Genomic DNA, 24,134 nt, shown 5'->3' on the forward strand with positions numbered 1-24,134 from the left:
TCACTCGGCAATGTCACACCGAATGAGTTCGCCATAAAAATGGCTCTAGAAAAACAGGCCGCTTAAGGCCAATAGTATAACCCAAGACTCTCCTGAAAAATGGAGGAGTGTTGGGGCTCAGGTCACTTCTCAGAATTCAATTAAGCACAAGCTAAAGTGTGTTACGATAGAGGTACCATGCGCCTAACAAAGGTTTAATTAAAACTAAATCAATAAGTTTCACCAGCAATCTCAGACATTCCCTGGTTGCTAGAAAGTGTAGATTTCTAAAAAGTGATTGCTATTTGATTGCTGGCTCGAATTAAGCAAGATCAAATATACGCTAAGTGCTTGTTTTATGGTGCCGCTTATAGGACTCGAACCTACGACCCCATCATTACGAATGATGTGCTCTACCAACTGAGCTAAAGCGGCAATCCAGTCATTTTCTCTTATAAAGTTTAGTCCATATCAACGAACCAAACAGAAGAGAAATGCAAGGGTCAGATAACGAAAAGACAAAACAAATGCAAGGCAGAAAACATGCCTGCATTTCAAATCGCATCCGATCTCTTATACCTGATAAAATACCAGCCATATCCGTTACAGCGATTTAAAACGCGTAAAACTAGCAGTAAGACAAAAAAGCCTTTTGCAATATCATTGGATACTGTAATCAACCTACAAGAAAAGCCATGACTGTGAAAGCTCACGGAATAAATCAATTGGGAACAAACGGTTATTGCAAGCATTTATGAAGCAACAAAAAAATACCATTATTTTATGCAATTAAATCAAACGCTTACAAAAAACCAACATCGCATAACACTTTAACCGATCTGTCGCTGGCAAATGAATAGTTAAACGCCCTTGATTAGAAAGGGAATTTGGCTAAATCTGACACTCTGGATAATCATATTGAACCAGCATCGCCTGAAGAAAGACCAGCATTTGGAAAGCATCGAACGCGCCATACGCAACGCATTTACAAAGGCAGATGCGACAAATTCTGAAATACGTCAGCGGATTTATACATCCGCCTGGCAGGCGCATGAACGTGCGCTGGCACAAAATGTGCAGCTTGGTGAAACAGAGCGCAACCAGCGCCGTGATCAACTAACACATGCAATTCGTGAGATTGAACGTGAGTTTGCAGCTCCTGAACCTGTTCAGCAGCAAGCACCTCAAGCGCCCCAAGCAGATGATTGGTCACTAGATGGCGCAAGCCGTGACATGCCTGGCTCGCTTGATACAGTTGCTCCTTCGCGCAAAAATGCGCCACGCAATGATGGTATGGCCGATTTTGTTGCAGCACCAAGCCGCGCTCAAAAAACCAAGAAAGAGCCTAAAAAGCGCTCGAGACTGAGCAGACTTGTCGTGCCGATCGTATTGCTGGCAGCTTTTGGTATTATCGGAATTTCTATTTACAACAGCTTGAGCGATCTCAGCCGTTCGCCTAATGGCGCTACTCGCTCACCGCTTAATACCGGCCCGTTCAAAGAAGGTGAAAACCCCGACAATGCGCGCTGGATCACTATTTTCACGCCGCAAGATGCAACCCGCATTTCCTTAAATGGCACGGCAACAGCAGAAATCACACGCGTTGAAGGCGTGGATTATCTGCGTATCAAATCCCCCTCCGCCAAAGATACCATCCGCTTTGACGTGGGCGAAGGCATTCTCAATCAGTTTGTGAATACAACTGCGACATTTGATATTATTGCCCGCAGCAGCGACGGAAAACCGGCACAAATGTCGGTCACCTGTGATTTTGGTGATATGGGCAACTGTCAGCGCCGCCGCTACGACGTCACCGGATCGCAAAGCGATTATCTATTTGACGTAGAATTCTCCGCTAATAAAAAAGCGCAGAAAAGCGGTGTTATCAGCATTAACAGCGACCTCAACGGCTCCGGTCGCGCCGTTGATATCCTCGCCATCAGAGTTGGGAAGCCGGAATAATCCGGCCTACCCTACCCCTGTCCGATCAGTTCAATTGAATTCCATCTGCATAGAGCTGTATCGCATCCAATAATGTGCGATTTACAGCCCTATGTTTTTGTGCCTATACTAAACTTTAAAATTATTTATATTCCTTATAAAATTCTAATAACGCATGAAAATACCATAAAAAATATTTCAATATGATTATTTAAAATAATCATAAGTATAAGGGTTTTATAATGCCATTTTATACTTCAAGACGTAATTTATTAAAAACAGGACTGCTTAGCGGTCTATCCGCCCCTTTCATTTCTGCTTGCGGCTGCGGTCTTTCCAGTGCTTTTGCAGCGGAAGAAACTCCCGATGATCTGACCACCCTGACACGCGCTCTCGTTCCCGGAGAATATTTGTCGAAAGGTAAATCATATCGCTGTATTGCAGCCGATAATGGCTGGCCGATTATCGTGCGTGAAGATTTGAGCGAAGCCAAACCTGAACGCGAGAGCCGCCGGAAACCACTGGTTTCCTTTGCCCATGTCACGGATCTACATATTATTGATGCGGCTTCGCCGTCTCACTCCTCGTTTTTGCGCCAGTATAAAGGCAACATCAATGGCGCCCCTTTATCCAATGCCGCACGCCCGCAAGACACCCTCACCGTACATGTGCTTGATGCTATGGTGCGGCGTATCAATGCCATCGGCAAAGGGCCTGTTTCAGCTCGCGTTTTCGACTTTGCCATTTCCACAGGCGACAATGCCGACAGCCGCGGCTTGCATGAATTGGAAGCTGTCATTGCAGTGCTAAATGGTGAGAAAACCAGCTTCAACGCCACTGGCGGCCGCTATCAGGGTTTGCAGGATGAAACCTCCTTGGAAGGCAATGCCTATGATGCTTTCTGGCATCCTGAACCTGTTAAAGCCAACCAGCAGGACGACCTTTGGAAAAGGGCTTATGGTTATCCGGTTATAGAAGGATTTATTGATGCCGTCAGTGAACCGATTGCATCCGAAGGCTTGAAATTTCCGTGGTACACCGGCTTTGGCAATCATGATCTGATGGATGCCGGTGTCTTACCTAATGGCAGCGGCCTCAGTCACTTTTTAGACTTGCTGGCCACCGGCAGTAAACTGCCAACCGGTATACCGGAGGGTATGACACTGCAAGATTTTATCGGTGCAATCATTCACCCCGACCAGCATGGAATTGAAGGGCTGATTGCCAAAATGCCGGTGCGCAGCATTACCGCTGCCGCGAAACGACAATCTTTCAGCAAAGAAGATTTCATTCGGCTGCATCTAGAAAAAACCGGTGCCTATGGCCCTGAGGGGCATGGTTTCAGCACTGAAAATCTTAATGATAAAACCGCTTATTATACTTTTCCGATGGCTGATCAAATCACCGGCATCATGATTGACAGCACCAATCCGAATGGTGGCCCTGATGGCTCACTTGATCCGGCGCAGGTGGCATGGCTCACCCAAACGCTTATCAATCTTCATGCGCGTTATTATGATGAGAATGGTGCATTGATTGAGACAAAAAACAAAAACCAGCTCATTGTTTTATTCTCACATCATAATTCCCGCACATTCGACAATCTTACCCATGCCCCTCATGAGGCAATAAGCGATCGGCTAGGCTCGGATGCCCTGCTGACATTGTTGCGGCGTTTTCCTAATATTGTGCTTTGGGTCAACGGCCATATGCATGCCAACCGCGTCTGGTGTCATCCAGATCCGCATGGCCGTGGCCATGGCCTGTGGGAGATTAATACAGCAGCCCATATTGATTATCCGCAGCAGGCACGCACAATTGAAATATTGGACAATGCGGACGGAACGCTGTCCATATTTGCGGTGATGATTGATCATTCCGATCCCGCAGATATCAGGCGAACGGGCGAGCAAACCCGCGCATCGCTGGCCGCGTTAAGTCTGGAGCTTGCGGTCAATGATCCGGCACTAGACCGGCCTTTCCGGCTTGGATTGCCGGAAGATCTTAATGTGGAACTGGTCGTGCGCCGCCCGTTTGAGCTCAGTTAAAACCAATGAGCGGGGCAGTAACCAGCCTGCCCCGTTTTATCCAATCCGCTCAATAATCTTTATCGCCATCATCTGATGTTACATAACGCCAGCGCACCGATGTCACCATTGGCTCAAGGCTCAGGCGCCCGATGATCTGCTCAAGCAGAGGATCCTGATTACTGTCAGCACGGAAAAACGCGTTTACTTCCACGCGATTGCTATCTTCAATATTGCTGCTTTCCAAATCCTGAATATGCAATAACGGCCCCAGATCACGGAGCAGCAATGCTCGTACATGGGCTTCCGCATCACCCAAACACACAATGCTGACTGCATAGCGCATACCGTTTTCGGTGCTGCTGGAAGGTTGTCTGTCAATCAAGGACACCAGCGGGCGCAACAATAAATTGACACTGATAATAAACAAAGTGGCAATGACGGCATGGGCGTAAAACCCAGCCCCGCACATCACGCCCACGGCAGCAGAACACCACAAAGTGGCAGCCGTATTCAGCCCGCGAACATTGAACCCTTCTTTGAAAATAATACCAGCGCCTAAAAAGCCGATACCGGAAACAATTTGTGCAGCCACACGGGTCGGGCTGGCATCGCCTTCCACAAGTCCGGCAAAAATTACGAATGTTGCTGCACCGACAGCCACCAAAGTGTTAGTGCGAAGCCCTGCCAAACGTTGTCGCCACTGCCGTTCAAAACCGATAATACCGCCCAGCAAAAAGGCAGCAGCGAGCCCGATAAATGTGTGTAAGAGTTCGTCAAACGTGCCCATGCTTTCTCCTGATTTGCGCTTTGGTGTCTAGCAGTCACAAAAGACAACTCTATGAACGATTTTATCCGCTACGGGTTTTATTCAGCTTCACAAGCAATTCATCGTCATTCTTCTATACTTTGGTATATTTTGGATAAACTTATTGAACAAAAACCATCCTTCTTTCTTGTTGAACCCGAAACAGCACTGATTTATGACAAATCAACAGAGCAAGAGCTTCTGTTTTTCATCCGGTTTTACAAAGGACCCCAAACTTAAATGCCAAGCGACAGTAGTCAACAAACCAAGCCGCAGGGGCAGCCGGACTAACGAATTTCGTTTCGCCGGTGCTGCTGTGGCGCATCAGGTGAAACATGACATATCCAATTTTCAATATGGCGCAGCTTGCCTATGCTGTGCAGTTTAATGGCGAACACAGCCCGCGCTTTGTGCGCTCCTCCCGCTTGCCGCGTGTAACTGACGGCCCCGATGTGGTGGCTGTGATAACCGACGGTGAAAACCGTGCCGTTGCCCGCTGGGAGCGTAACAATCGCACCGGCAAATTAGAGTGCAACTGGACCGGCAATCATCCGCAAATTGAAACGGAAGACTTTAAAACAACCAAAACCAGCGCCAAAAAACATGTTCGAAAGCAACGATCATGAGTGCGGTTTTTGATGTTTTTATGATTATCGCCTTTTCGCTTTTCATGTTTACCGTCAGTCTTATCCGCCAGCGTTTAAAATCCGATCTGCGTCAGACCTATCAGTCTTTATACGAGAATGAGGATTTGCCGGACGATATTGAAGACCCCGCTTTCACCCCAGGTGAAACACCAGACATCACCCATAACCGTAACGCCACGCAATCATAACAGGAGGCAGCCATGGACGATTATTCTAGTCGGTGGCTGTATGAGAAAACGGGATTAAGTTGCTTTTCAAACCCGCATTCACTTTGATTTTTCATACCGCAGGCAAGCCGGTTTGGCCGACTTGGCCGGTCTGAATGTGATTTTGCAAAACGACTTTTAACACTGCCTTGGATTAAAGCCTGTTGCATCAGGCTGATATCCCGTGCTCATACAGCCACTTATTCCTTTTAAAAAAATTTAAACCGATCGGGCGAGACAGCTGTGCACTTTACATTGAAACAATGTGAAGCGCCTCGTTACGTCCGTCGTTTCAGCGATTTTTTAAATAAATATCGCGGGAGAAACCCCCATGAATAAGCCATTCAATAATGCCACATTTAAACCGGTAAAAAATGAACCGAGACTGTCCTCACGCGCTTTGCGCGAAGCACAAAACAGTCTGGAAATGACCCTCACCAATCTGCGCAGCGATACGCAAGGGCTCACCCATGCAGAAGCAGCGATCCGCTTGCAGGAAAAGGGCTCCAATGAAGTTGCCCATGACAAGCGCCCCCATGCGCTGATCCAGCTTTTACAGGCTTTCAACAACCCGTTCATCATCGTTTTGATGGTACTCGCAGCCATCAGCGCTGTCACCGATATCTGGCTGCCGATGCGCGATGGCGAGCTCGACGATGTTGATTATACCGGTGTTTCCATCATTGTTACTATGGTTGTGCTGAGCGGTCTTTTGCGCTTCTGGCAGGAATATCGCTCTGGTAAAGCCGCAGAAGCACTCAAAGCAATGGTCAGAACCACCGCCACTGTTTTGCGCCGCAGAGCCAAAAGTGCAGACCCTGAACGCAATGAAATTCCGATGCGTGATCTGGTGCCGGGCGACATCGTCACCCTTTCAGCCGGTGATATGATCCCTGCTGATATCCGCCTCATTGAATCGCGTGATCTCTATGTCAGCCAAGCCGTTTTAACCGGCGAGGCTTTACCGATTGAAAAATATGACACGCTGGGTTCGGTTGCAGAAAAATCCGCGCATGCAGTCGCAAGCAGCGAAGCCGATATGCTGGATTTGCCCAATATCTGCTTTATGGGCACCAATGTGGTTTCCGGCACTGCAACAGCCGTGGTTGTTGCCACAGGCTCGCGCACCTATTTCGGCTCGCTTGCCAAAGCCATTGTCGGCTCGCGTGCTGAAACCTCGTTTGACCGTGGTGTAAACTCGGTAAGCTGGCTGCTCATCCGTTTCATGCTGGTGATGGTGCCGATTGTGCTGCTCATCAACGGCTTTACCAAAGGTGACTGGCCGGAAGCATTTTTGTTTGCGCTGGCTGTTGCCGTTGGGCTCACTCCGGAAATGCTGCCGATGATCGTTTCTTCCAACCTTGCCAAAGGTGCGGTTGCAATGTCACGGCGCAAAGTGGTGGTCAAACGCCTAAACGCCATTCAGAATTTTGGTGCAATGGATGTGCTGTGCACCGATAAAACCGGCACGCTCACCCAAGACAAAATCATTCTGGAACATCACGTCAACGCCAAGGGCGAACGTGACGACCATGTATTCCGCCTCGCATGGCTCAACAGCTATCATCAAAGCGGCATGAAAAACCTGATGGATCAGGCCGTCATTCGCTTTTCCAGCGGTCTGGGCGACACACTGCGCGCGGCCTCTTTCTATCGCAAAGTCGATGAACTGCCATTTGACTTCATCCGCCGCCGGTTGTCCGTGGTGGTGGAAGGTATTCACGGCGATCATTTGCTGGTGTGTAAAGGTGCGGTGGAAGAAATGCTGTCCATTGCCACCCATGTTAAAGATGGCGACACCATTACAGCATTGGATGATGTGCGCCGCGCGGAGCTCATCGCCATATCGCACGCCTATAATCAGGATGGTTTCCGTGTACTGGTGATTGCCACCCGCGAGATTGATCACAAGAAAACCAAGCCACAATATAGAGAAAGCGACGAACGTGAATTGGTGGTTGAAGGTTTCCTGACCTTCCTTGATCCGCCAAAAGAAACCGCCGCACCAGCACTTGCTGCACTGCGTGACAATGGCGTGATGGTCAAAGTTCTGACCGGCGACAATGAAATTGTCACCACCAAAATCTGCCGTGAAGTCGGGCTTGAGCCGGGCGTTCCGATGATGGGGCGTGATGTCGAAAAAATGAGCGAAGCCGAGCTTCGGGAACGGGTTGAAGAAACAACTGTCTTTGCCAAGCTGACCCCATTGCAAAAATCCCGTGTTTTGAAAGCTTTGCAGGCCAATGGACACACGGTTGGTTTCCTTGGTGATGGTATCAATGACGCACCGGCATTGCGTGATGCGGATGTGGGTATTTCCGTGGATAGCGGTGCTGATATCGCCAAAGAATCCGCCGATATTATCCTGCTGGAAAAGAGCCTGATGGTGCTGGAAGAAGGCGTTATCAAAGGCCGCGAGACATTTGGCAATATCATCAAATATCTCAATATGACCGCAAGTTCCAATTTCGGTAACGTCTTTTCGGTGCTGGTTGCTTCTGCCTTTATTCCTTTCCTGCCCATGCTCGCCATCCATCTTCTAATCCAGAATTTGATGTATGACATTTCTCAGCTGGCACTGCCTTGGGATAAAATGGACAAAGAGTTTTTGAGCAAACCACGTAAATGGGATGCGAAAAATATCGGTCGTTTCATGCTCTGGATCGGGCCTACATCCTCGATCTTTGACATCACAACCTTCGCGCTGATGTGGTATGTTTTTGCTGCCAATTCACCGGAAATGCAGTCACTGTTCCAGTCCGGCTGGTTTATTGAAGGCTTGCTGTCACAGACCTTGGTTGTGCATATGCTGCGTACCCAGAAAATCCCGTTCATCCAAAGCACCGCCGCATTGCCGGTCATGCTGATGACCACATTGGTGATGGCAATTGGTATTTATATTCCGTTTTCACCGCTTGGTGCAGCTGTTGGCCTCGTGCCATTGCCTTGGGAATATTTCCCGTGGCTGGCAGGTACGCTCATCTGCTACTGCCTCGTCGCACAAGGCATGAAAGCCGTCTATATCCGCCGTTTCGGCCAGTGGTTCTGATCTGATCTGCCACACATCAACAAAAAAATACGGGCAGCTTTCGCTGCCCGTATTCGTTTTAATACTTAGTTATTTGATCGCTTAGAACTTACCAATGAAGTTCAGGAACAAGCCACGATCATCAAGGGTCAGGTCACGCAGGTCATCTGAGAAGCGACCGAAATTATAACCGGCACCCACTTTGAAGTTTTCGCCCACATGACGGTAAACCGCAGCCAATGCACCAAAGTCAGTGGTCTTTGCTTCCGGCATATGCATCACACGACCTTCAAGCAACAAGTCCCACTTTTTGACAACATGCAGATCGGCACGCAAGATACCCAAATGCGCTGATGAACGCTGCCATTCATTGACAAATTTCGGATCTTCTTTGCCGGCGCGGTATTTCACTTCACCGATACGGAAACCGTATTTCGCACCAACAGACATCCAAGGCACCAGATCATAGGTGAAATCTGCCGACAGAATATGGCTGCGCTGTGCAGGTGCATAACGGTAGTTGGATGTTGCACTGCCCCACTGATTATTGCCCGGCATGTCATAGAGCCAGCTATATTTGAACAACGCGTTCAGGCGATCATTTTCCACCGGACGATAGGCATAGCCAACCGAGGCTTCAACATAATCGGTGTTCTGGAATGACGGGCTATTATGCTTGGTATCTGAAAGCACCGCATCCACACTGACCATCGCGCGCCAGTCAGGATTGGTTTTCCATGTATAAGCACCGGCCAGCAAATAGGTGTTCTGATCGCGGGTATGATCGTCCGAACGCTCAACACGCACTTCACCGCGCAAGCGACCGGTAATGCCGCGTTCTTCATCCTTATAGCCGATGGCCAGCGATGGCGCATAACGGTCAAAGTCAGAGAATTCAACACCGGTTTCAGCGTTTTTGATATTATCGCGAATACGGCCGCCTTCAAAACCACCATCAAATGTCCAGACATTATCCGGCGTATAAACCACACCATAAGTGTGGGTCAGCGCACGGCGAACACCAAACAGGTCATAGTTGTTTTCCGAATAGGCAGAAAGCGTATCATTGATGCGGCGCTTCACACCACCAACAATGGCACCCTTATCACGGCCGATCAGGTCATAGCTGCGATTAAGATCAAATGCGCGATCCGGATCAAGACGATAACCGATATAATAATGATCATCTGCATTCGGATCATAGGTCAGAGCTGCCAAGCCGCCCACACCATTGGTGCCGTATGACACTTCTGCCTGCGTACCGATAGTGTCGGTGAGCTTCAGTTCTGTACCAACACCGATGCGATCATTACGCTTGATGTCACCGGAGCGACCAGCCGTTACTTGACCAAAGACATAGTAAAGATGATCGTCATCCTGACGATAATCAACACGAACACCTGTATCAACGCGCGATCCGTCATAACCGGTTTTGCCCGAGCGAATAGCATTTGGTGACATCAGTTCGGTGTAAGTCACACCAAATGATACTTTCCAATATTCATCAATCTCGTGGCTGACCGAACCTTTGCCTTCGCGCTTGATCTGACCATCATCATCCCAGAAATCATCATAGATGAGTTTCAGACGGGTTTTGTCTGTTACATCCAGATCGGCATGTACACCCCAAAGGCGCTTATCAACACTGGTATTGTCGAAAAGGCTGGAGAAACCAGCTTCTTTTTCTTCATAATAGCCACCAATGCGACCCTTGATACCTTCGTCCTGAAGATCGGCCAGATCAACCTGCCCCTTCAGGCGCCAAGCCAAGGCTGTGCGGCCTTTTTTACCGGTAGCAAGGGTGCTGCCATTGGTCAGACCACCGTCGGTTGAACGGGTAAAACCAAAGCCCGGGCCATCAGAACCAGCCACCTCACCTTCAATGAAAGTGGTGTCGGAATGGCGCACACGAATGTCAACGCCACCCGCTTTCTGATTGGCATCGCCAGTTGTTTCCTGATAGCCGGTCACACCAACGCGCACATTTTCGTTCAGCCATTGCTGGCCGCGACCGCCAAGGCTGTAACCATCCAGATCCCCCGCTGTCGGCTCAAACTCATATTGTGCAAGCACATAGGTTTTATTGCCGCCCAAAGCGCCATCACGCACCGGATCGGATGTGCTGGTTGAAGATGACAGAGGACGATTAAGGATCAGCACACCTTGCATATAATCAAAGCGGTAATCTTCACCCGCACGCAATGTACGGCGTTCAATCACACGGCCGGTAACGGAATCGCGGAACTCAACCGTAATGGTTTCAGAACCTTCGACAATGTTCTGACGACGCATGAAATAAGCCGAACCGCCGGTTGCCAGATATTCATCATATTGCGGCAATGTATCCGGCTGGGCAGCGTATAAATCAACTTCGGTTTTACGCTCACCAAAGCTTGTGGTTTCTTCCGAACGATACACGCCTTGCGCACCATAAAGGGCACGGTCAGAACGCATAAACTCTGTGCCGGTAATGCGGGTTTTAAAGTTACCCCACAGGACACGGCTGTCGCCACGCTCCAATCGAACATAGAATTTACCGTTGGTCGGTGCATCTTCCAGCATGGTGGAATCGTCACCATAGACCGGATAATAATCATCCGGATCAAGCTTGCGCAGCAAGTGACGCGGGTTCTGCTTACCGAAATTGCGGAACATCTTATCGAGTTCGTCATCGGTTGTATCAGCGGCTGCTGTCAGCAAATATTCGCCCTTGATTTTACCTTTGAGGTAAAACGCCAAGCGACCATTGGTGGTGGTGCTGTCATATTCACCCGGACGAACAGCTTCAATGCCGCGGTCGCCGCTGCGCTTGCGAAGCGTGATATCGGCCAAACCAACATAGAACCAGTCATTGTCCGGAATATTGATGTCGCGGTTAAAGGCCAGACCGTCGCCTTTGATACCATCATTGATTGCCACATCAACATCGTGATCTCCGGGGCGCAAAATGCGCTGAACCACGAATTTCTGCTGGCCATCAATCGGTACGGCTTCACCAAATGCCTTAACCTGATAACCATCAGGCACATTGGTGCCGTGAACGGTTACCGCACCGCCATGAACGCGAATATTGCGGGTAGCTGTTCTGTCTTCACCCATACCCGGTGCAACAGCTTCTGCGCGATCACCCAAAATATCTTTCTTTTCGCTGCGACGCAAAGTCAGAGCTTCGGTTTCGTCAAAACGGCCTTTTTCATCATAAACGCGCAACACATAAGCATATTCACGTTCATCTGCCTGTGCCGGCATCACCCATTGTGCTTTGGCATTGGTTTTGACCGGCACAACAGCCACTGGCTTATCAGCGGCCTTGCCATCACCGATAGCAAAAATGCGGATTTCCGAACGCTCGATAAAATCCGGATAGTTGGTGGTCGCCAGAAACTCAACGGTTTCATTAGCGCTGTAACTACGGCGTACCGGCATGGTGGAAACATTGAGGATCGGTGAAGCATCCAGACCATCAAATTTGATCTGAATGTCAACGCTGCTCAAATCCACATCGGTTTTACGTTCGCGGTCAATCTGGCGTGGTGCCTTTGGTGCCGCTTTTGCAGCACTGGTTTCAACCGTATCGCCATCCACAGAGATCATGAACGGAATATTGCCCGCATCGGCAGCAATACCTTTTTCGGTATTTTCGCCGATGGTCAGATGGCGCACCGAGCTGTCATCCGACATTTTACCGCGCAGGACTGAACCTTCTGTCGTCTCAGTCTTGGTTTGCGCCAAGACTGAGCCAGTTGAGAAGTGGCCTGCCACCAGCGCAGAACTGGCCAGAAGTGCAAGGCGGGAGAAAGAACCAAGTTTGAACTGAGACATTTTCATAACCTTAAATTGCGTGGCGGATTTCACGGAGCGGCTCATTTGCTCACCTCCACGCGTGTCTCGATTTCAAGCGGGTAGTTATCTCCTTTGCGCTTCCACAGATCAGTGATCTGCTTACGAACGTGTTTCATGCGCTCTTTGGCCAATGACTGTTCATTGCCTGCCATTTTGTAGCTCAGACGCAGAACCGAGATTTCCTGTTTCAGGATTTCCACAAGCTGCGGCAGGTTATCAGCCCACTGCTTTTTCAACTCGACGCGGTTTGCTTCAAAAGCTGCATCCTGAAGGTCAAGACGAACAACACGGCTGATCGATGCACCAAAGTTCAGCTTGGTCATTTTACCGGCAGTCAGACGGACAACACGCGGGTTTTCAGTCGTCAGACGGTAACCTGTCGGCAGGGTGCGGGTATCAAGCTTCATGATGAAGTTGGAACCGATGCGCTGATCCGGCAGAGCCGCACAAGGCACATGGAAACGACCATATTCATCCGTAGTGATCAGCCAGCCTTTAACGGTCGCAACACGCACGCCAGCCAAACCTTTTTCACCTTCGTCCTGATAACCATTGCGGTTCCTGTCATCAAAAACCGTACCGATGATTTCACCGCAATCGAACACAGGTTCAGACATGATCTCGACGATCGCATGGGCATCAGGTGCAACCGGATTGCCGTCTTTGTCTGTTACTGTTGCAATATTGGCGTGTTTACCAGGGCCTGCGGAGCTTAAGACCAGCAACTCAAGACGGATCTCGATCACGCCATTTGGTCCAAGTTTCATATTCTTGAACTGAAGGCGGCGACCACTGATCTCCGGCTCAGTTGCAACGCCATCAACAGTGGCAGTTTCTGAAACATAGCGGAAACCGGATGGCATTGTATCAATCACATTGACAAAACCGGCATGTTTCGCAGTCAGATTTTCGACCTTGATAATGTACGGGACACGATCACCACGACGAACCTGATGTAGCATTGCCTGTTTGGTAATGCGAACATCTTCAGGGGATGGCGGGACGATTGGAACAATCACCGGCTCATCTTTTTCAATATCCGGCCCTGAAAGATCGGTTACTTCCTTAGGATTGGTCGGATCACCGGCAACACCTTTTGCAGTCGCCTGATTAATAACCTCTCCGGCATCAATATCAGCTTCCAGAATGTGATAGCTGGCGCTGTAATCCTTCTTTTCACCTGGCTGCAAAGTGCCAACGTCAAAGCTGGAAGGCGTGATACCCGGGAGCGGATCAGTCAGAACCACATTGTTGAGCACCATATTACCAGTATTGTGAACAGTAAAATGATAAACAATTTCCTGTCCGACTTCTGCTGGTTCGGTCAGTTTTGACTCTGCTTTTTTAACAACCGCAATTGCAGGTTTCTGACCAAGAGGCACAACAATTTCTTCCGACTCCGCAGGGTCAACCGGTTCCGGCTGTTTGGTTACAGGATCAGTATAATCACCCTTCGCAATGGCTTTATTGACGACCTTACCTTTTTCAATGTCAGCCTGCGTGATGGCATAGGTTGCTTCCAATGTTTGTGCATAGGCACTGCCTGGCAGAAGTTTGGCAATTGTTTTCACCGGCATATCGAGACCAGGCAAAGGATCTTCAACAACAACATCAGACAGTGTGAGATTGCCAGTGTTTGTGACTGTAAATTTATAGGTGATGACATCACCTACCACGGACGGTGGCTCGTTACCGTCAAACAATGCTTCCTTAAGAATAGAAAGACCTGGCTTACCGGTAAGCGTCACTTCAGCATCGGCTTCAGCTTCAACAGTTTCCGGATTGCCACCATTATCAGCCCATTTACCAATGGTTTTAGCGGTATTTTTAACTAAACCACTGTCGATATCTTCCTGTTTCAGGAGATAATGCGCTTTAAAGGCAGTATCATTCGTTGCGCCTACTTCAAGTCGATCAATGGAAGTGTTCTCATCCCACACCAAATCCGGCAAAAGATCTTCAATCTTCACATCGAAGAGCGGTGTGTTACCCGTATTGGTGACTTCGAATGTATAGTTAATACGATCGCCGACAACAGCCTCAGCACCAGCCAAAACAAGCTCAGCAGTTTTCTTCAGTTCAATTTTTGCTGTCGAACCAATTTCTACAACTGTCTCTTCATCTGCTTTAGGATCATTCTCACCACCCGGTTTCTTATCGGATAGATCTTTGACAGGCTTGCCTGAATATTCGCCATTAGCATTCACCGTTGCCTGATTTGACAAGACGAGCGGAAGCGAAACCCAAGGTTTAACCGGATTGATAAGTACAGTTACAATAGCAGTTAGGGTTGCATCGGGCTTAATAGTCGCATTTGAAACAATTATATCGTTTCCAGCACCATTGAACTTAGAGTTCAGCATACCACTATTAGATGACACGCTTAGAATACTATAGTGGCCTTCAGCGGGGGCAGATGAAGATGAGTAAGTGCCGAAATTCTGCTTACTACCATTCAGAGTGTCAGACAGAGCGACGTCTACAACCGGTTCCTGGCTCAGGTTTTTGATAGTAAATGTATAATCAACTGAATAAGTTCCATCACCTTTATCAACTGAGGTACCTGCAACTTTGCTCAGGCCGATAGACGGAGTTGTATGCAGAGTGAAATTATTATTTTCGCTTTTGCTATCCTCTTTGGCGCCTGCTGCGCTTTTAACTTCAATTTTATTGATAGTCTGCTTGCCAGATACTTGTCCAGTTGTAGTGGAAGCATCTGGATAAGCGCCGCCAATATTATATTTTTTACCATCAGGGGCAGTATAGGTTACTTCATATATACCCGGTGCCAGATCAGAGAATTCATAAGTTCCATCAGTCCCAGTTCGAACAGTGATAGGCTTAATAACTGTACCATCACGAGCGGTACCGTTCAGAGTTACAGACAGACCATCAACGCCTACATCCTGTCCTTTATTGAACTCACCGTTTTCGTTAAAATCCGTAAAGATTTTACCGCTGATGGAGCCGCCTAAAACTGTTGTAACAGATCCGGTTGACGCATCATTCTCCGGATTTTTGTCAAATGTTTTAGTGGTTACAGTTACAGTGTTTTTCGCAGCTGTCGCATCTTTACTGGTAATTTTTGTATGAACGAGAACATGTGCTTTTGTACCCGGTGCCATATCACCAAGAAAACACTCAAAAGAAGTTCCGCCCGCAACACCAGTACATCTGGCCAATGAACCCTTAGGCTCGATGATTTCAGGTGCACGCGTTAGTACCATACCAAATGGAAGATTATCCTGTATTCTTACATCTTCAGCGATATCATAGGCTGGACCTTCCTTAGGGAGATGACTGGTAACATGAATATCCCAAGAGAACTCTTCACGAAGGTCAACAACATCCTTCACTGGCTTCTTTTTAACGCCAACATCTGAGCGACCGCGAACTGTTGTCTTCTCATTTGCGATGTTGTTTTTTGTCTGTGTTTCATAATCAAATTCATCAGATTTAATTTCAACACCATTGTTGAAAGTGCCAAGTTGAAATGATGTCATCTCAACTTTAAACTGTATTTTATCACCAGCTGCCAATTCTGGCGCTGTACAAATTATTTTACCGCCAGCTTTGTCTGCTACGACGTCACTTTCTTCACACTTTAACGCATTCGGTTTTTCAATCACTACAGGGGTATGAAAACCACCTTTAGGCAAAGTGTCTGTGATAACTATATTATAGGCATCGGACGGGCCTGCATTGGTGGCAGTAATTGTGTAAATAACCTTTTCTGTCTTCTCAACAGGGTCATATACTGAAGCATCACCGCCCTGATTATCGGTTTTTTCAATAATCAGATCGAAGGAAGGCGGAGCAACAGTAACGGTTACTTCAGAAGAATTATTATCAGTATTTGTTTCTTTTATTGAAGTCGTAACACTGACTTTATTAGTAAGCGGGTTATTAATTTGCGCGTTTGTTGGCTTAATGGTAACCAATACTGTTTCTTGCGAGCCAGCACCGATAGTCCCGAAGTCACAAGTAAGTTCATCGTTATCCAGACCGATTAACTTACTTGTGTCTGGTACTGTAGAGCATCTGCCAATGCTCGGGTCGGCACTAACGAAACGCGCACCATGAGGCAAAAAATCAGTAATTGTAACATTTTCTGCAGCACTCAAGCCAGGATGCAATACTTTTGCAGCAATTCGATAGACCAAATTTTGGCCAGCACGCGCTGTATCGCTATCAACAGTCTTTGTTACAGTTACGTCATTCTCAGGAACAACAGTATAATTCACCTTATCCTTATTATTTGTCGAATTATTATCAGGAGTTTCGGTCGAATAAATACTAGCTGTGTTAGTGCGCTCCCCATCAGTTCCTTGGCGAACTTTAAAGCTGATAATAGCGCAAGCATCACCATCTTCCTTACAAACAGGAAGTTCAAGTTTTTCACATTTCAGTTCCGCAGCGTATTTCTTACCCGTGACTTTGCATGCACCTGACGGGATCGTAACACTCGACGAAGCAGGAATTGTTATTACCGGTGTTATACCAGCAAAATCCCCACCCTCTTTAGTGCCAACAATTGGTTCTAAATGGTCAGTTATAACAACGCCTGTAGCCTTTGCCGGACCGTTGTTATAAAGTTTAATTTGAAACTCAACTTCATCACCCGACATGATCGGATCAGTTGCTATAATAGATTTTTCAATAGCTAAATCTGCTACGGACGGCACTGGGGTATTGGGTTCGCCTGCGGTACCACCAAACGTAACTGTATTGTTGTGGTGACGATCCTTAGGTTCAATTGCTTCCCATTCAGGGAAAGTAACCTTCATTACATTCGACATACCACCAGGCACAGTAGAGGCAGCCGCTGTTATTTCTACAGTGAGCTTAATCGGGGAGGTCGTGTCACCTGGTTTTAGTGGAGGACCATTTTTATACTGGTCGCTTGTACAAGTAAGCGATGCCGGTCCTTCAACATCCAGTGGCACGCAACTCCAGCCAATAGCTGCAACATTGGTCACCTTCATTCCGGCAGGTAAAATATCCGTGATCGTGATCGTATCAGAAAAGTCAATATTGCCATTATTGCTGGCATGCAGAGAATATTCATAACTCTCGCCAACCAGCATCAGCCCATCCGTTGGGCCACCTTTATGCGCTGCCAGATCAGTAATAGGCTCTTCTATCTCAACGCCGACATCTTCGCCGATATTATTTTCTTTATTGTTACTAGTTTCGTCAGGCGATGAAATGATCGCTCTATTGGTAACCGTTTTCTTCTTAGAATCCTTAACGGCTTTAGCTTTAATAATGATCGGAGCATCAAATTTGCTGCCGTCAATCGCTACATAATCACAAGTTACTTTTTGCCCCACAACGCCACAGCTCCAGCCTGAGTTAGCTGGCACTACGCTTATATCGCCGTAATATTCTGGCAGATCATCAACAATCTGCGCTGTCTGTGGTTCATAACCAGAAAATTGCGGCGTCAGCTTAAATTCAACATCATCACCCATAATGAGCGAGCCAAAAGGAGAACGCTCCTTACGAAGACCTACATCCGTTCCTGCGATGACTTCCCATCGATCTTTATCTTCGTTAGAGTCTTCATCCGGATCTAAAGGTTTCAAACCCTCGATCTGCGCCGTAATGTCAATATGGGACTGATTATTCGTTATTACCTGCGCGGTAAATTCTAATGGAATGGATTGCGATACAGCTATATCGCCAACTTTACACTGCACTCTGTTGTTGTTTAGGGCACAACCATTCGGAAGATCGCCGAGCTTCAAGCCTTCCGGGACGGTGAAGGTAAGGATCGACTCTTTCGAAGCGTGCGGACCATTATTCGTAATTTCAGCGGTAAATTTTGTTGTGCTACCAGCGCTAACTGTCTTTTCATCCAGCTTGAGCTTCAAGGCAAGGTCTGCACCTTCTACAACTGTAATAGTAAGTGCTTCGTCAAAGTCATTACCTTTAACGATACCAGCAAAATCAACCACACCATTTTTTTGTGGTTTGATTTGAATATTTCCGCGGGACTGCTCGTATGGCAGTAATTCCGGCACCTCACAGACAACCGTAAGATCTTCTTTTAATGGCGTCTCAGATTCGGCAGATGGCGTGCATTTATCAAAACCAGTCGCACCTACAAAAACACTCGATTTAGGAATGACAAACTCAACAGTGGTTTTGGGTAAGTTACCGTTGCTACTATTATCTACTTTAGCAGCAATATTAACTAAAGTGCCTGCTGTTACAGGGTTTGCTTTGTCCGCATCAATATTAAGCGTCCAGCCTGTCGCATTTTCCTGCGCATAAGCGCCCGACAGAGAGGTAAACATGGCGAAGAATGCCATGAAAAACACTGTAAATAACCGTTTCATTTCGTCCCTAAACCTATGCTTTTTGCACATCAGCCGGGACACAAAGAAAGACGGACTTATCCTGTGCTTTTCACACAAAATAAGCGCGCAGAATCAATTACCCGCAGACAAGAAAGTCCGCGGGTAATTGAAACATAATCAATAAGGCCCCCACCTTGAGGTGGCGGACTAACTGATTCTATTTCGTTAACCAATAGTTAACTTCGGTTAGTAATTACTTTTCTTTGTTTTAGAAAAAACATGTGTCAAATATGGCACATGCAAAAACAGGTGATTTTCATGTAAAAACGGTCATTAGTTTTGTTAAAATGACAATTTATAGCCGATTTTTCTTTGAATTTGTAGTTTTGTACAAAAGCATCAAAACCTGCATCCAGTGAAACTTCACCATAGAGGGAAGATTGATTCTGGTTCCATTGATAGCTGCCACCAGCACCAATTCCCAGCCAATGGCGTGTATTTTACTGGGAGAAACGTACACCCCATGCGCTGTAAGCATGCCACCGGCACCATCGTAAAATTGCCCGTCCAGCTCGACTTCAAGCTTCTATTTGTCACTTTTATAAGAAGCAGCAGTAGTTGAATGTTTAGGACGAACCTTTAAATGCGAGGCTTCCAATCGCCCCCAGAACAGCGAGGCAGACGAGGCTAAACCAGCACTCATTTGCTGAGTTGCTTCTATCCCGTTCCAATAGCGGCTACCCACACGCTGCTGCAAAGTCGCCACCTCATTGGCATCCAATAAAGCGCTCGCATATGTCTCAAAAACAGGTGCAGCCGGATTGTAAAGCGGCTCAACAGGTCAGCAGGGTCGACTGATGGCGTTGTTACCGCAGACCGCAAATACCAATGACCATCATCGCTATTCTCCATACCATTTTGATATAAACGATAGGAGTGAGCACCCGATACAATCGCCTTTTCACCTTCAAATTCATAGTCACCCAGCAATAAAAATCTGCCTTCTGAAGTGTTCTTTACCTCGACAGTTTTAATGCCTTCCTGAGTAACCGCCCGGGTCTCGTTCAAATTGTGAATTATAAGATGGCTAGCACCAGAATCCCCCAGTTGAAGTATTCCCTCTTTAATAGTGGTGCCGCCTGTATAAAGATTATCCACGCTCAACACCAAAACACCGTCACTGCGTTTGGTTATTTTCCCTTCTCCGCCAATAACAGATGGAATTTTCAGCTGAATATTCGCATCAACATCAATAGAAACGCCACGAGATCTTAAATAAACCTCACGCTCACTCTCAAAGTTCTGCGTAACTTGCAAAATTCCGCCGTTAAAAGTCAACTGTTCACTGCTATCACCAAGGCTTTCATCCTGCGCAATGGAAAGAATACCTTCGGTCAATGTCCACGATGTTTGCTCAAGGGATGGGCCGCTTAACTCCCAATGACTGTTGCCGATTTTTTTCAAACTGTCCAAAGCCTCGATATTGCACATTATCACCAAGATCACTGACTGCAAAAACACCATTATCCGCTCCACCCAACAGCAAGCGGTCAGAACGACTGAAAGCCTGCACATTGCCTTGAATTTGTGAGCTCGCCCAGAGTTCTAGCTGGTTGGTGCCACCGGTGAAAAGAACAGCCTCTCCCATGCCACCCGTATAAGTCGCGCTGCCATTGATCGCGCCTTTATTGAGTACAGACAGATTATTACCGGAAATCCCAATGCCACCATAAGAAGCGGAAACACCAAACAGGTTGATTTTTGTGCCGTTTGAACCTGACATTCCGCCATGGATAATCCCGTCAACTTCATTAATTAACCGGCCTCCATTCGTCAGGTAACCTCCTTCGCCACCATCACCACCTGCACCAATTAAGCCCATACAATGAGACTAGGATGAACACTTTCCCCTTCACTGCCGGAAATAAACCCATGATTGTTTAATGTATTGCCATCGACAAGAAGCACTCCGGCAGCACCACCACCTCCGCAAGATGAATTTGCTGCACGGGGCCCCCGGCACCGCCGCTGGAAGCCATAGTCGTGCCACCAGCCCCGCCGATGATGACCGCTGTAGAAGATACATTTAAAATCTGGTTCGTAGAAACACCAACTCCGCCACAACGTCGCCATTAATACCGCCAGCGCCCCCCTTAGTATAATTGATTGTATCCGAGGAAATTGCCGAACCGCCACTCGCGGCATAGGCTGCGCCCGTAGAAAACTGGGTGAAATCAACAGCTTCGAGTCAGCAAGCGTCAACCGCGCTTCAAACTATTAAAAACCACGGCTAATTTCTTGATACCAGCCTCCAACTCCTGTGGGCTATAGGCAGCAAAGCCAAGCAAGAAGCCGGTTTTTACTTTGTCCAGCGCGTGTAATGACGATAATCCTGTCAGAGCAATCCCGGCTCTTTGTGCAGCCGCAATCACCGCTTGTTCATCAAGATCACAGGTTAAAATACATGGCATTTGTAAGCCACCTGTTGGTACGCGCGGCTCCAAAAACTCTGCCAAATGAGTGCGAACCAAGCTGGTTAGCAATTCCAATCTTTGCGCATAGATCTGTCGCATCATGCGTACATAAGCGCCAAAATGCCCGCCTTCCATAAACCGCGCTAAAGTCAGCTGCGGTATTGATGCCGTATGTCCGTCAAGCAAGGTACGTGCAATCGTCATTGGCTTAACCAAGCTCTGCGGCAACACAGCATAACCGATCCGCAAGCCCGGAAAAAGTGACTTGGTAAAGGTACCAATATAGATTGTCCGCTCATGCGGATCGAGCCCCTGCACACAAGCCATGGGCTTGCCAGCATAATGAAACTCACTGTCATAATCGTCTTCAATAATCCATGTTTGACGATGTGCAGCCCATTCAATTAATGCAAGTCTTCGCTCCAGCGCCAAAGTTGCGCCGGTTGGAAATTGATGTGACGGCGTTAAGAAAACGGCCTTTGCAGTTCGTTGTTCTTGCAGAAGCGGCTCCACCATAATGCCCTGAGCATCAACACGTATCGGTAGCCGTTCTATGCCAGCCGCTTCAAAAGCACGACGCGCTCCATAATAAACAGGGTCTTCAATGAAAATCCGGTCACCTGCATCGAAAAGAACATTGGCACAAAGGGTCATCGCTTGTTGTGAACTGGTTAGAATAAGTACCCGATCGGCCGTAGCACGAGCCCCGCGTTCCAAATTCACATAATCAGCAATGACACGTCGTAAAGCTTCTGTACCTTGCGGATCACCATGCAATAAAGCGTCATGGCCAATTTCTTTTAAAACCTGCCGCCCTAACCGTTCCCAAAGTACCAATGGAAAATTGCGTGTATCCGGTACACCAGGCGCGAAACAATGCGGATGCAACATCTCATGCACACCACCTCCGCCAAACATGGCTTGCCCGCGTTTGCTTAAACTATGACTTGCATCGTTAACAGGTGCAACACGTTTCACTTGTCTATAGCGCGTGCCAAAATCAGCCATTTCCGCGACAAAGCTTCCACTGCCTACACGACGCTCAATAAAACCATCCGCATGAAGCTGAGCATAGGCAGTTTCAATCGTATCGCGTGAAACACCGAGTGATTTCGCCAAAGCACGCGATGCAGGCAGAGGCCGGCCAGCACTTAATGCGCCATCCAAAATCAATTGCCTTATCGCTCTTTGAATACGGGCGTGAAGCGGCATTACTGCATGCGCTGGATTAACCAGCCATGTTTTTACAGTTTCCAGTTGTGAATGCTTAAACAAATGGTCTGCCTTTGGTGACTTAATTGGCTGGGTTAATCAGGCCAATGATGCGGTAGAAGTCAAGCGAGTTTTTAACATCTATCGGACTTTGGAAGCCATCATGACATCACATCCTTCACCCTCCCCCATAAAACTGAATGATTTAACCCACCCCATTGTTGCCGGTCTCATTTCCGTCATCGTGAATTATGGCGGTACATTTATTCTTGTGTTCCAGGCCGCACGCATCGCAGGTCTTTCACCCGAACAAACCGCTTCATGGGTTTGGTCTGTTTCCATTGGCGTTGGCGTAACCGGACTATTCTTAAGCTGGAAATATCGTGAACCTATCATCACAGCATGGTCGACACCTGCGGCGGCTTTTCTCGTTACAGCGCTTGCAACCACGCCTTACAATGAAGCCGTCGGTGCTTATATCATATCAGCAGCGGCCTTTGTACTGCTTGGCATTTCAGGCTATTTCGACAAACTGATTAAACTCATCCCTACCGGCATAGCTTCCGGCTTGCTTGCAGGCATATTACTCCAGTTTGGTATTGGCGCTTTTGGTGGTGCGAGTGCGGATCCGGTGCTGGTCGGCATATTGCTTACGTCTTATCTTATCTTAAAGCGGTTTTCACCACGTTATGCCGTTGTTGGTATTCTGATAATTGGTCTCGCATATCTGCTTATTCAGCAACGCGTTGATTTATCAGGCTTACAATTGCAATTGGCAAAGCCAGTATTCACAATGCCTGCATTCTCACTCAATGCATTATTAAGTGTCGCTCTGCCGTTATTCCTTATTACTTTAACCGGCCAGTATATGCCGGGCATGCTTGTTTTGCGTAATGACGGCTTTAAGACAAGTGCCAATCCCATTGTAACGACTACTGGTCTTGGTTCTCTCATCATGGCTCCATTTGGCTCGCATGCATTCAATATAGCGGCTATCACGGCTGCCATTGCAACCGGCAGAGAAGCACATGAAGAACCATCCAAGCGTTGGGTTGCAGGCATAGCAGCAGGTATATTTTACATCTTGGTTGGTGTTTTCGGTGTCACTTTAGCTGCCGTATTCATGGTATTCCCCGCCACTTTCATCACGAGCCTTGCTGGTCTTGCATTATTAGGCACGATTGGCGGTAGTTTATCGAGCGCTTTGAGCGATGCGCGCACACGAGAAGCCTCATTGATTACGTTTTTAGCGTCTGCTGCCAATATTAACATGCTTGGAATTGGCGGTGCTTTTTGGGGATTGGTAATTGGCTTGTTTGCTTACGTTGTGCTGAACACCGGCTTTCGCCGTTCAGCTAGATAGTGTTGGCTTGGGGGTTGACCTTCGCCCTCCCCTGTCATTTCATTAGGTAGTATTAGAATGCCAAAAAGCCCCGAGATTTTCCCGGGGCTTTTGTTTTGTGTTGTTATATTTAGGATTGTTTTAATAATTTTGAGCACAAAAAAAGCTCAAGTTATTAGCTTGAGCTTTTCTATTTGGTTGCGGGGGCAGGATTTGAACCTGCGGCCTTCAGGTTATGAGCCTGACGAGCTACCGGGCTGCTCCACCCCGCGCTAAACTTTTGAGCTTTGGGCATTCAGCCCGTTTTTTGTTTTGTTCATCC

The 24,134-nt window shown here is 47.6% G+C and carries 14 protein-coding genes and 2 tRNA genes; 7 read left to right on the top strand and 9 right to left on the bottom strand.

Going from position 1 to position 24,134, the window contains the following annotated elements; translation table 11 throughout:
• Positions 1-338 precede the first annotated feature (338 nt).
• Positions 339-414 (bottom strand) — tRNA-Thr (locus ABDZ76_RS16750).
• Positions 415-897: 483 nt separating this feature from the next.
• Between ABDZ76_RS16750 and ABDZ76_RS16755 the strand changes: the two genes are divergently transcribed.
• The gene (locus tag ABDZ76_RS16755) at positions 898-1,941 is read left to right on the top strand and encodes a hypothetical protein (RefSeq protein WP_343808235.1); all 1,044 of its coding nucleotides are present in this window, start codon (positions 898-900) and stop codon (positions 1,939-1,941) included.
• A gap of 221 nt (positions 1,942-2,162) precedes the next feature.
• Complete coding sequence (locus tag ABDZ76_RS16760; RefSeq protein ID WP_343808238.1) at positions 2,163-3,968, top strand: TIGR03767 family metallophosphoesterase; 1,806 nt, start codon at positions 2,163-2,165, stop codon at positions 3,966-3,968.
• A 49-nt stretch (positions 3,969-4,017) separates the two neighbouring features.
• Here ABDZ76_RS16760 and ABDZ76_RS16765 read toward each other — a convergent pair whose 3' ends face one another.
• Positions 4,018-4,737: an MgtC/SapB family protein gene (locus tag ABDZ76_RS16765; protein WP_343808241.1), complete on the bottom strand. Its 720-nt coding sequence runs from the start codon at positions 4,735-4,737 to the stop codon at positions 4,018-4,020.
• A 51-nt stretch (positions 4,738-4,788) separates the two neighbouring features.
• On the opposite strand from ABDZ76_RS16765, the gene ABDZ76_RS16770 reads away from it, so the two are divergent.
• From ABDZ76_RS16770 to mgtA, 4 genes are all read left to right on the top strand, one after another.
• The gene (locus ABDZ76_RS16770; protein ID WP_343808244.1) at positions 4,789-4,995 is read left to right on the top strand and encodes a hypothetical protein; all 207 of its coding nucleotides are present in this window, start codon (positions 4,789-4,791) and stop codon (positions 4,993-4,995) included.
• Positions 4,996-5,090: 95 nt separating this feature from the next.
• Positions 5,091-5,381: a hypothetical protein gene (locus tag ABDZ76_RS16775; RefSeq protein WP_343808247.1), complete on the top strand. Its 291-nt coding sequence runs from the start codon at positions 5,091-5,093 to the stop codon at positions 5,379-5,381.
• Positions 5,378-5,590: a hypothetical protein gene (locus tag ABDZ76_RS16780; RefSeq protein WP_343808250.1), complete on the top strand. Its 213-nt coding sequence runs from the start codon at positions 5,378-5,380 to the stop codon at positions 5,588-5,590. The genes ABDZ76_RS16775 and ABDZ76_RS16780 overlap by 4 nt, the downstream gene beginning before the upstream one ends.
• A 325-nt stretch (positions 5,591-5,915) precedes the next feature.
• Positions 5,916-8,657, top strand: coding sequence for a magnesium-translocating P-type ATPase (gene mgtA, locus ABDZ76_RS16785; protein WP_374844839.1), 2,742 nt, complete (start codon positions 5,916-5,918; stop codon positions 8,655-8,657).
• An 81-nt stretch (positions 8,658-8,738) separates the two neighbouring features.
• Here the strand turns inward: mgtA and ABDZ76_RS16790 are convergent, their stop codons facing one another.
• The 6 genes from ABDZ76_RS16790 to pdxR all read right to left on the bottom strand — a co-directional run bounded on the left by ABDZ76_RS16790 (position 8,739) and on the right by pdxR (position 22,533).
• On the bottom strand, positions 8,739-12,458 hold the full coding sequence (locus tag ABDZ76_RS16790; protein ID WP_343808256.1) for an RHS repeat domain-containing protein: 3,720 nt from the start codon (positions 12,456-12,458) through the stop codon (positions 8,739-8,741).
• A 41-nt stretch (positions 12,459-12,499) separates the two neighbouring features.
• Positions 12,500-18,796, bottom strand: coding sequence for a DUF7507 domain-containing protein (locus ABDZ76_RS16795; protein ID WP_343808259.1), 6,297 nt, complete (start codon positions 18,794-18,796; stop codon positions 12,500-12,502).
• 574 nt (positions 18,797-19,370) lie between these two features.
• Entirely contained in the window at positions 19,371-19,565 is a 195-nt protein-coding gene (locus ABDZ76_RS17710; protein ID WP_374844836.1) for a hypothetical protein, read from the bottom strand.
• Entirely contained in the window at positions 19,502-20,248 is a 747-nt protein-coding gene (locus tag ABDZ76_RS16800) for an autotransporter-associated beta strand repeat-containing protein (protein WP_343808262.1), read from the bottom strand. The genes ABDZ76_RS17710 and ABDZ76_RS16800 overlap by 64 nt, the downstream gene beginning before the upstream one ends.
• On the bottom strand, positions 20,199-20,567 hold the full coding sequence (locus tag ABDZ76_RS16805) for a hypothetical protein (RefSeq protein ID WP_343808266.1): 369 nt from the start codon (positions 20,565-20,567) through the stop codon (positions 20,199-20,201). The genes ABDZ76_RS16800 and ABDZ76_RS16805 overlap by 50 nt, the downstream gene beginning before the upstream one ends.
• 475 nt (positions 20,568-21,042) lie before the next feature.
• Positions 21,043-22,533 (bottom strand): MocR-like pyridoxine biosynthesis transcription factor PdxR, encoded by a 1,491-nt coding sequence (gene pdxR, locus ABDZ76_RS16810; protein ID WP_343808269.1) that lies wholly within the window; start codon positions 22,531-22,533, stop codon positions 21,043-21,045.
• A 100-nt stretch (positions 22,534-22,633) separates the two neighbouring features.
• Here pdxR and ABDZ76_RS16815 point away from each other — a divergent pair, with 100 nt between their 5' ends.
• Entirely contained in the window at positions 22,634-23,833 is a 1,200-nt protein-coding gene (locus tag ABDZ76_RS16815) for a benzoate/H(+) symporter BenE family transporter (protein WP_343808272.1), read from the top strand.
• 174 nt (positions 23,834-24,007) lie between these two features.
• Here ABDZ76_RS16815 and ABDZ76_RS16820 read toward each other — a convergent pair.
• Positions 24,008-24,084, bottom strand: a tRNA-Met gene (locus ABDZ76_RS16820).
• Positions 24,085-24,134: the final 50 nt, after the last annotated feature.

Origin of the sequence: Paenochrobactrum glaciei (genome assembly GCF_039522165.1) — a bacterium.
In the GTDB taxonomy this organism is placed as follows: Bacteria; Pseudomonadota; Alphaproteobacteria; order Rhizobiales; family Rhizobiaceae; genus Paenochrobactrum; species Paenochrobactrum glaciei.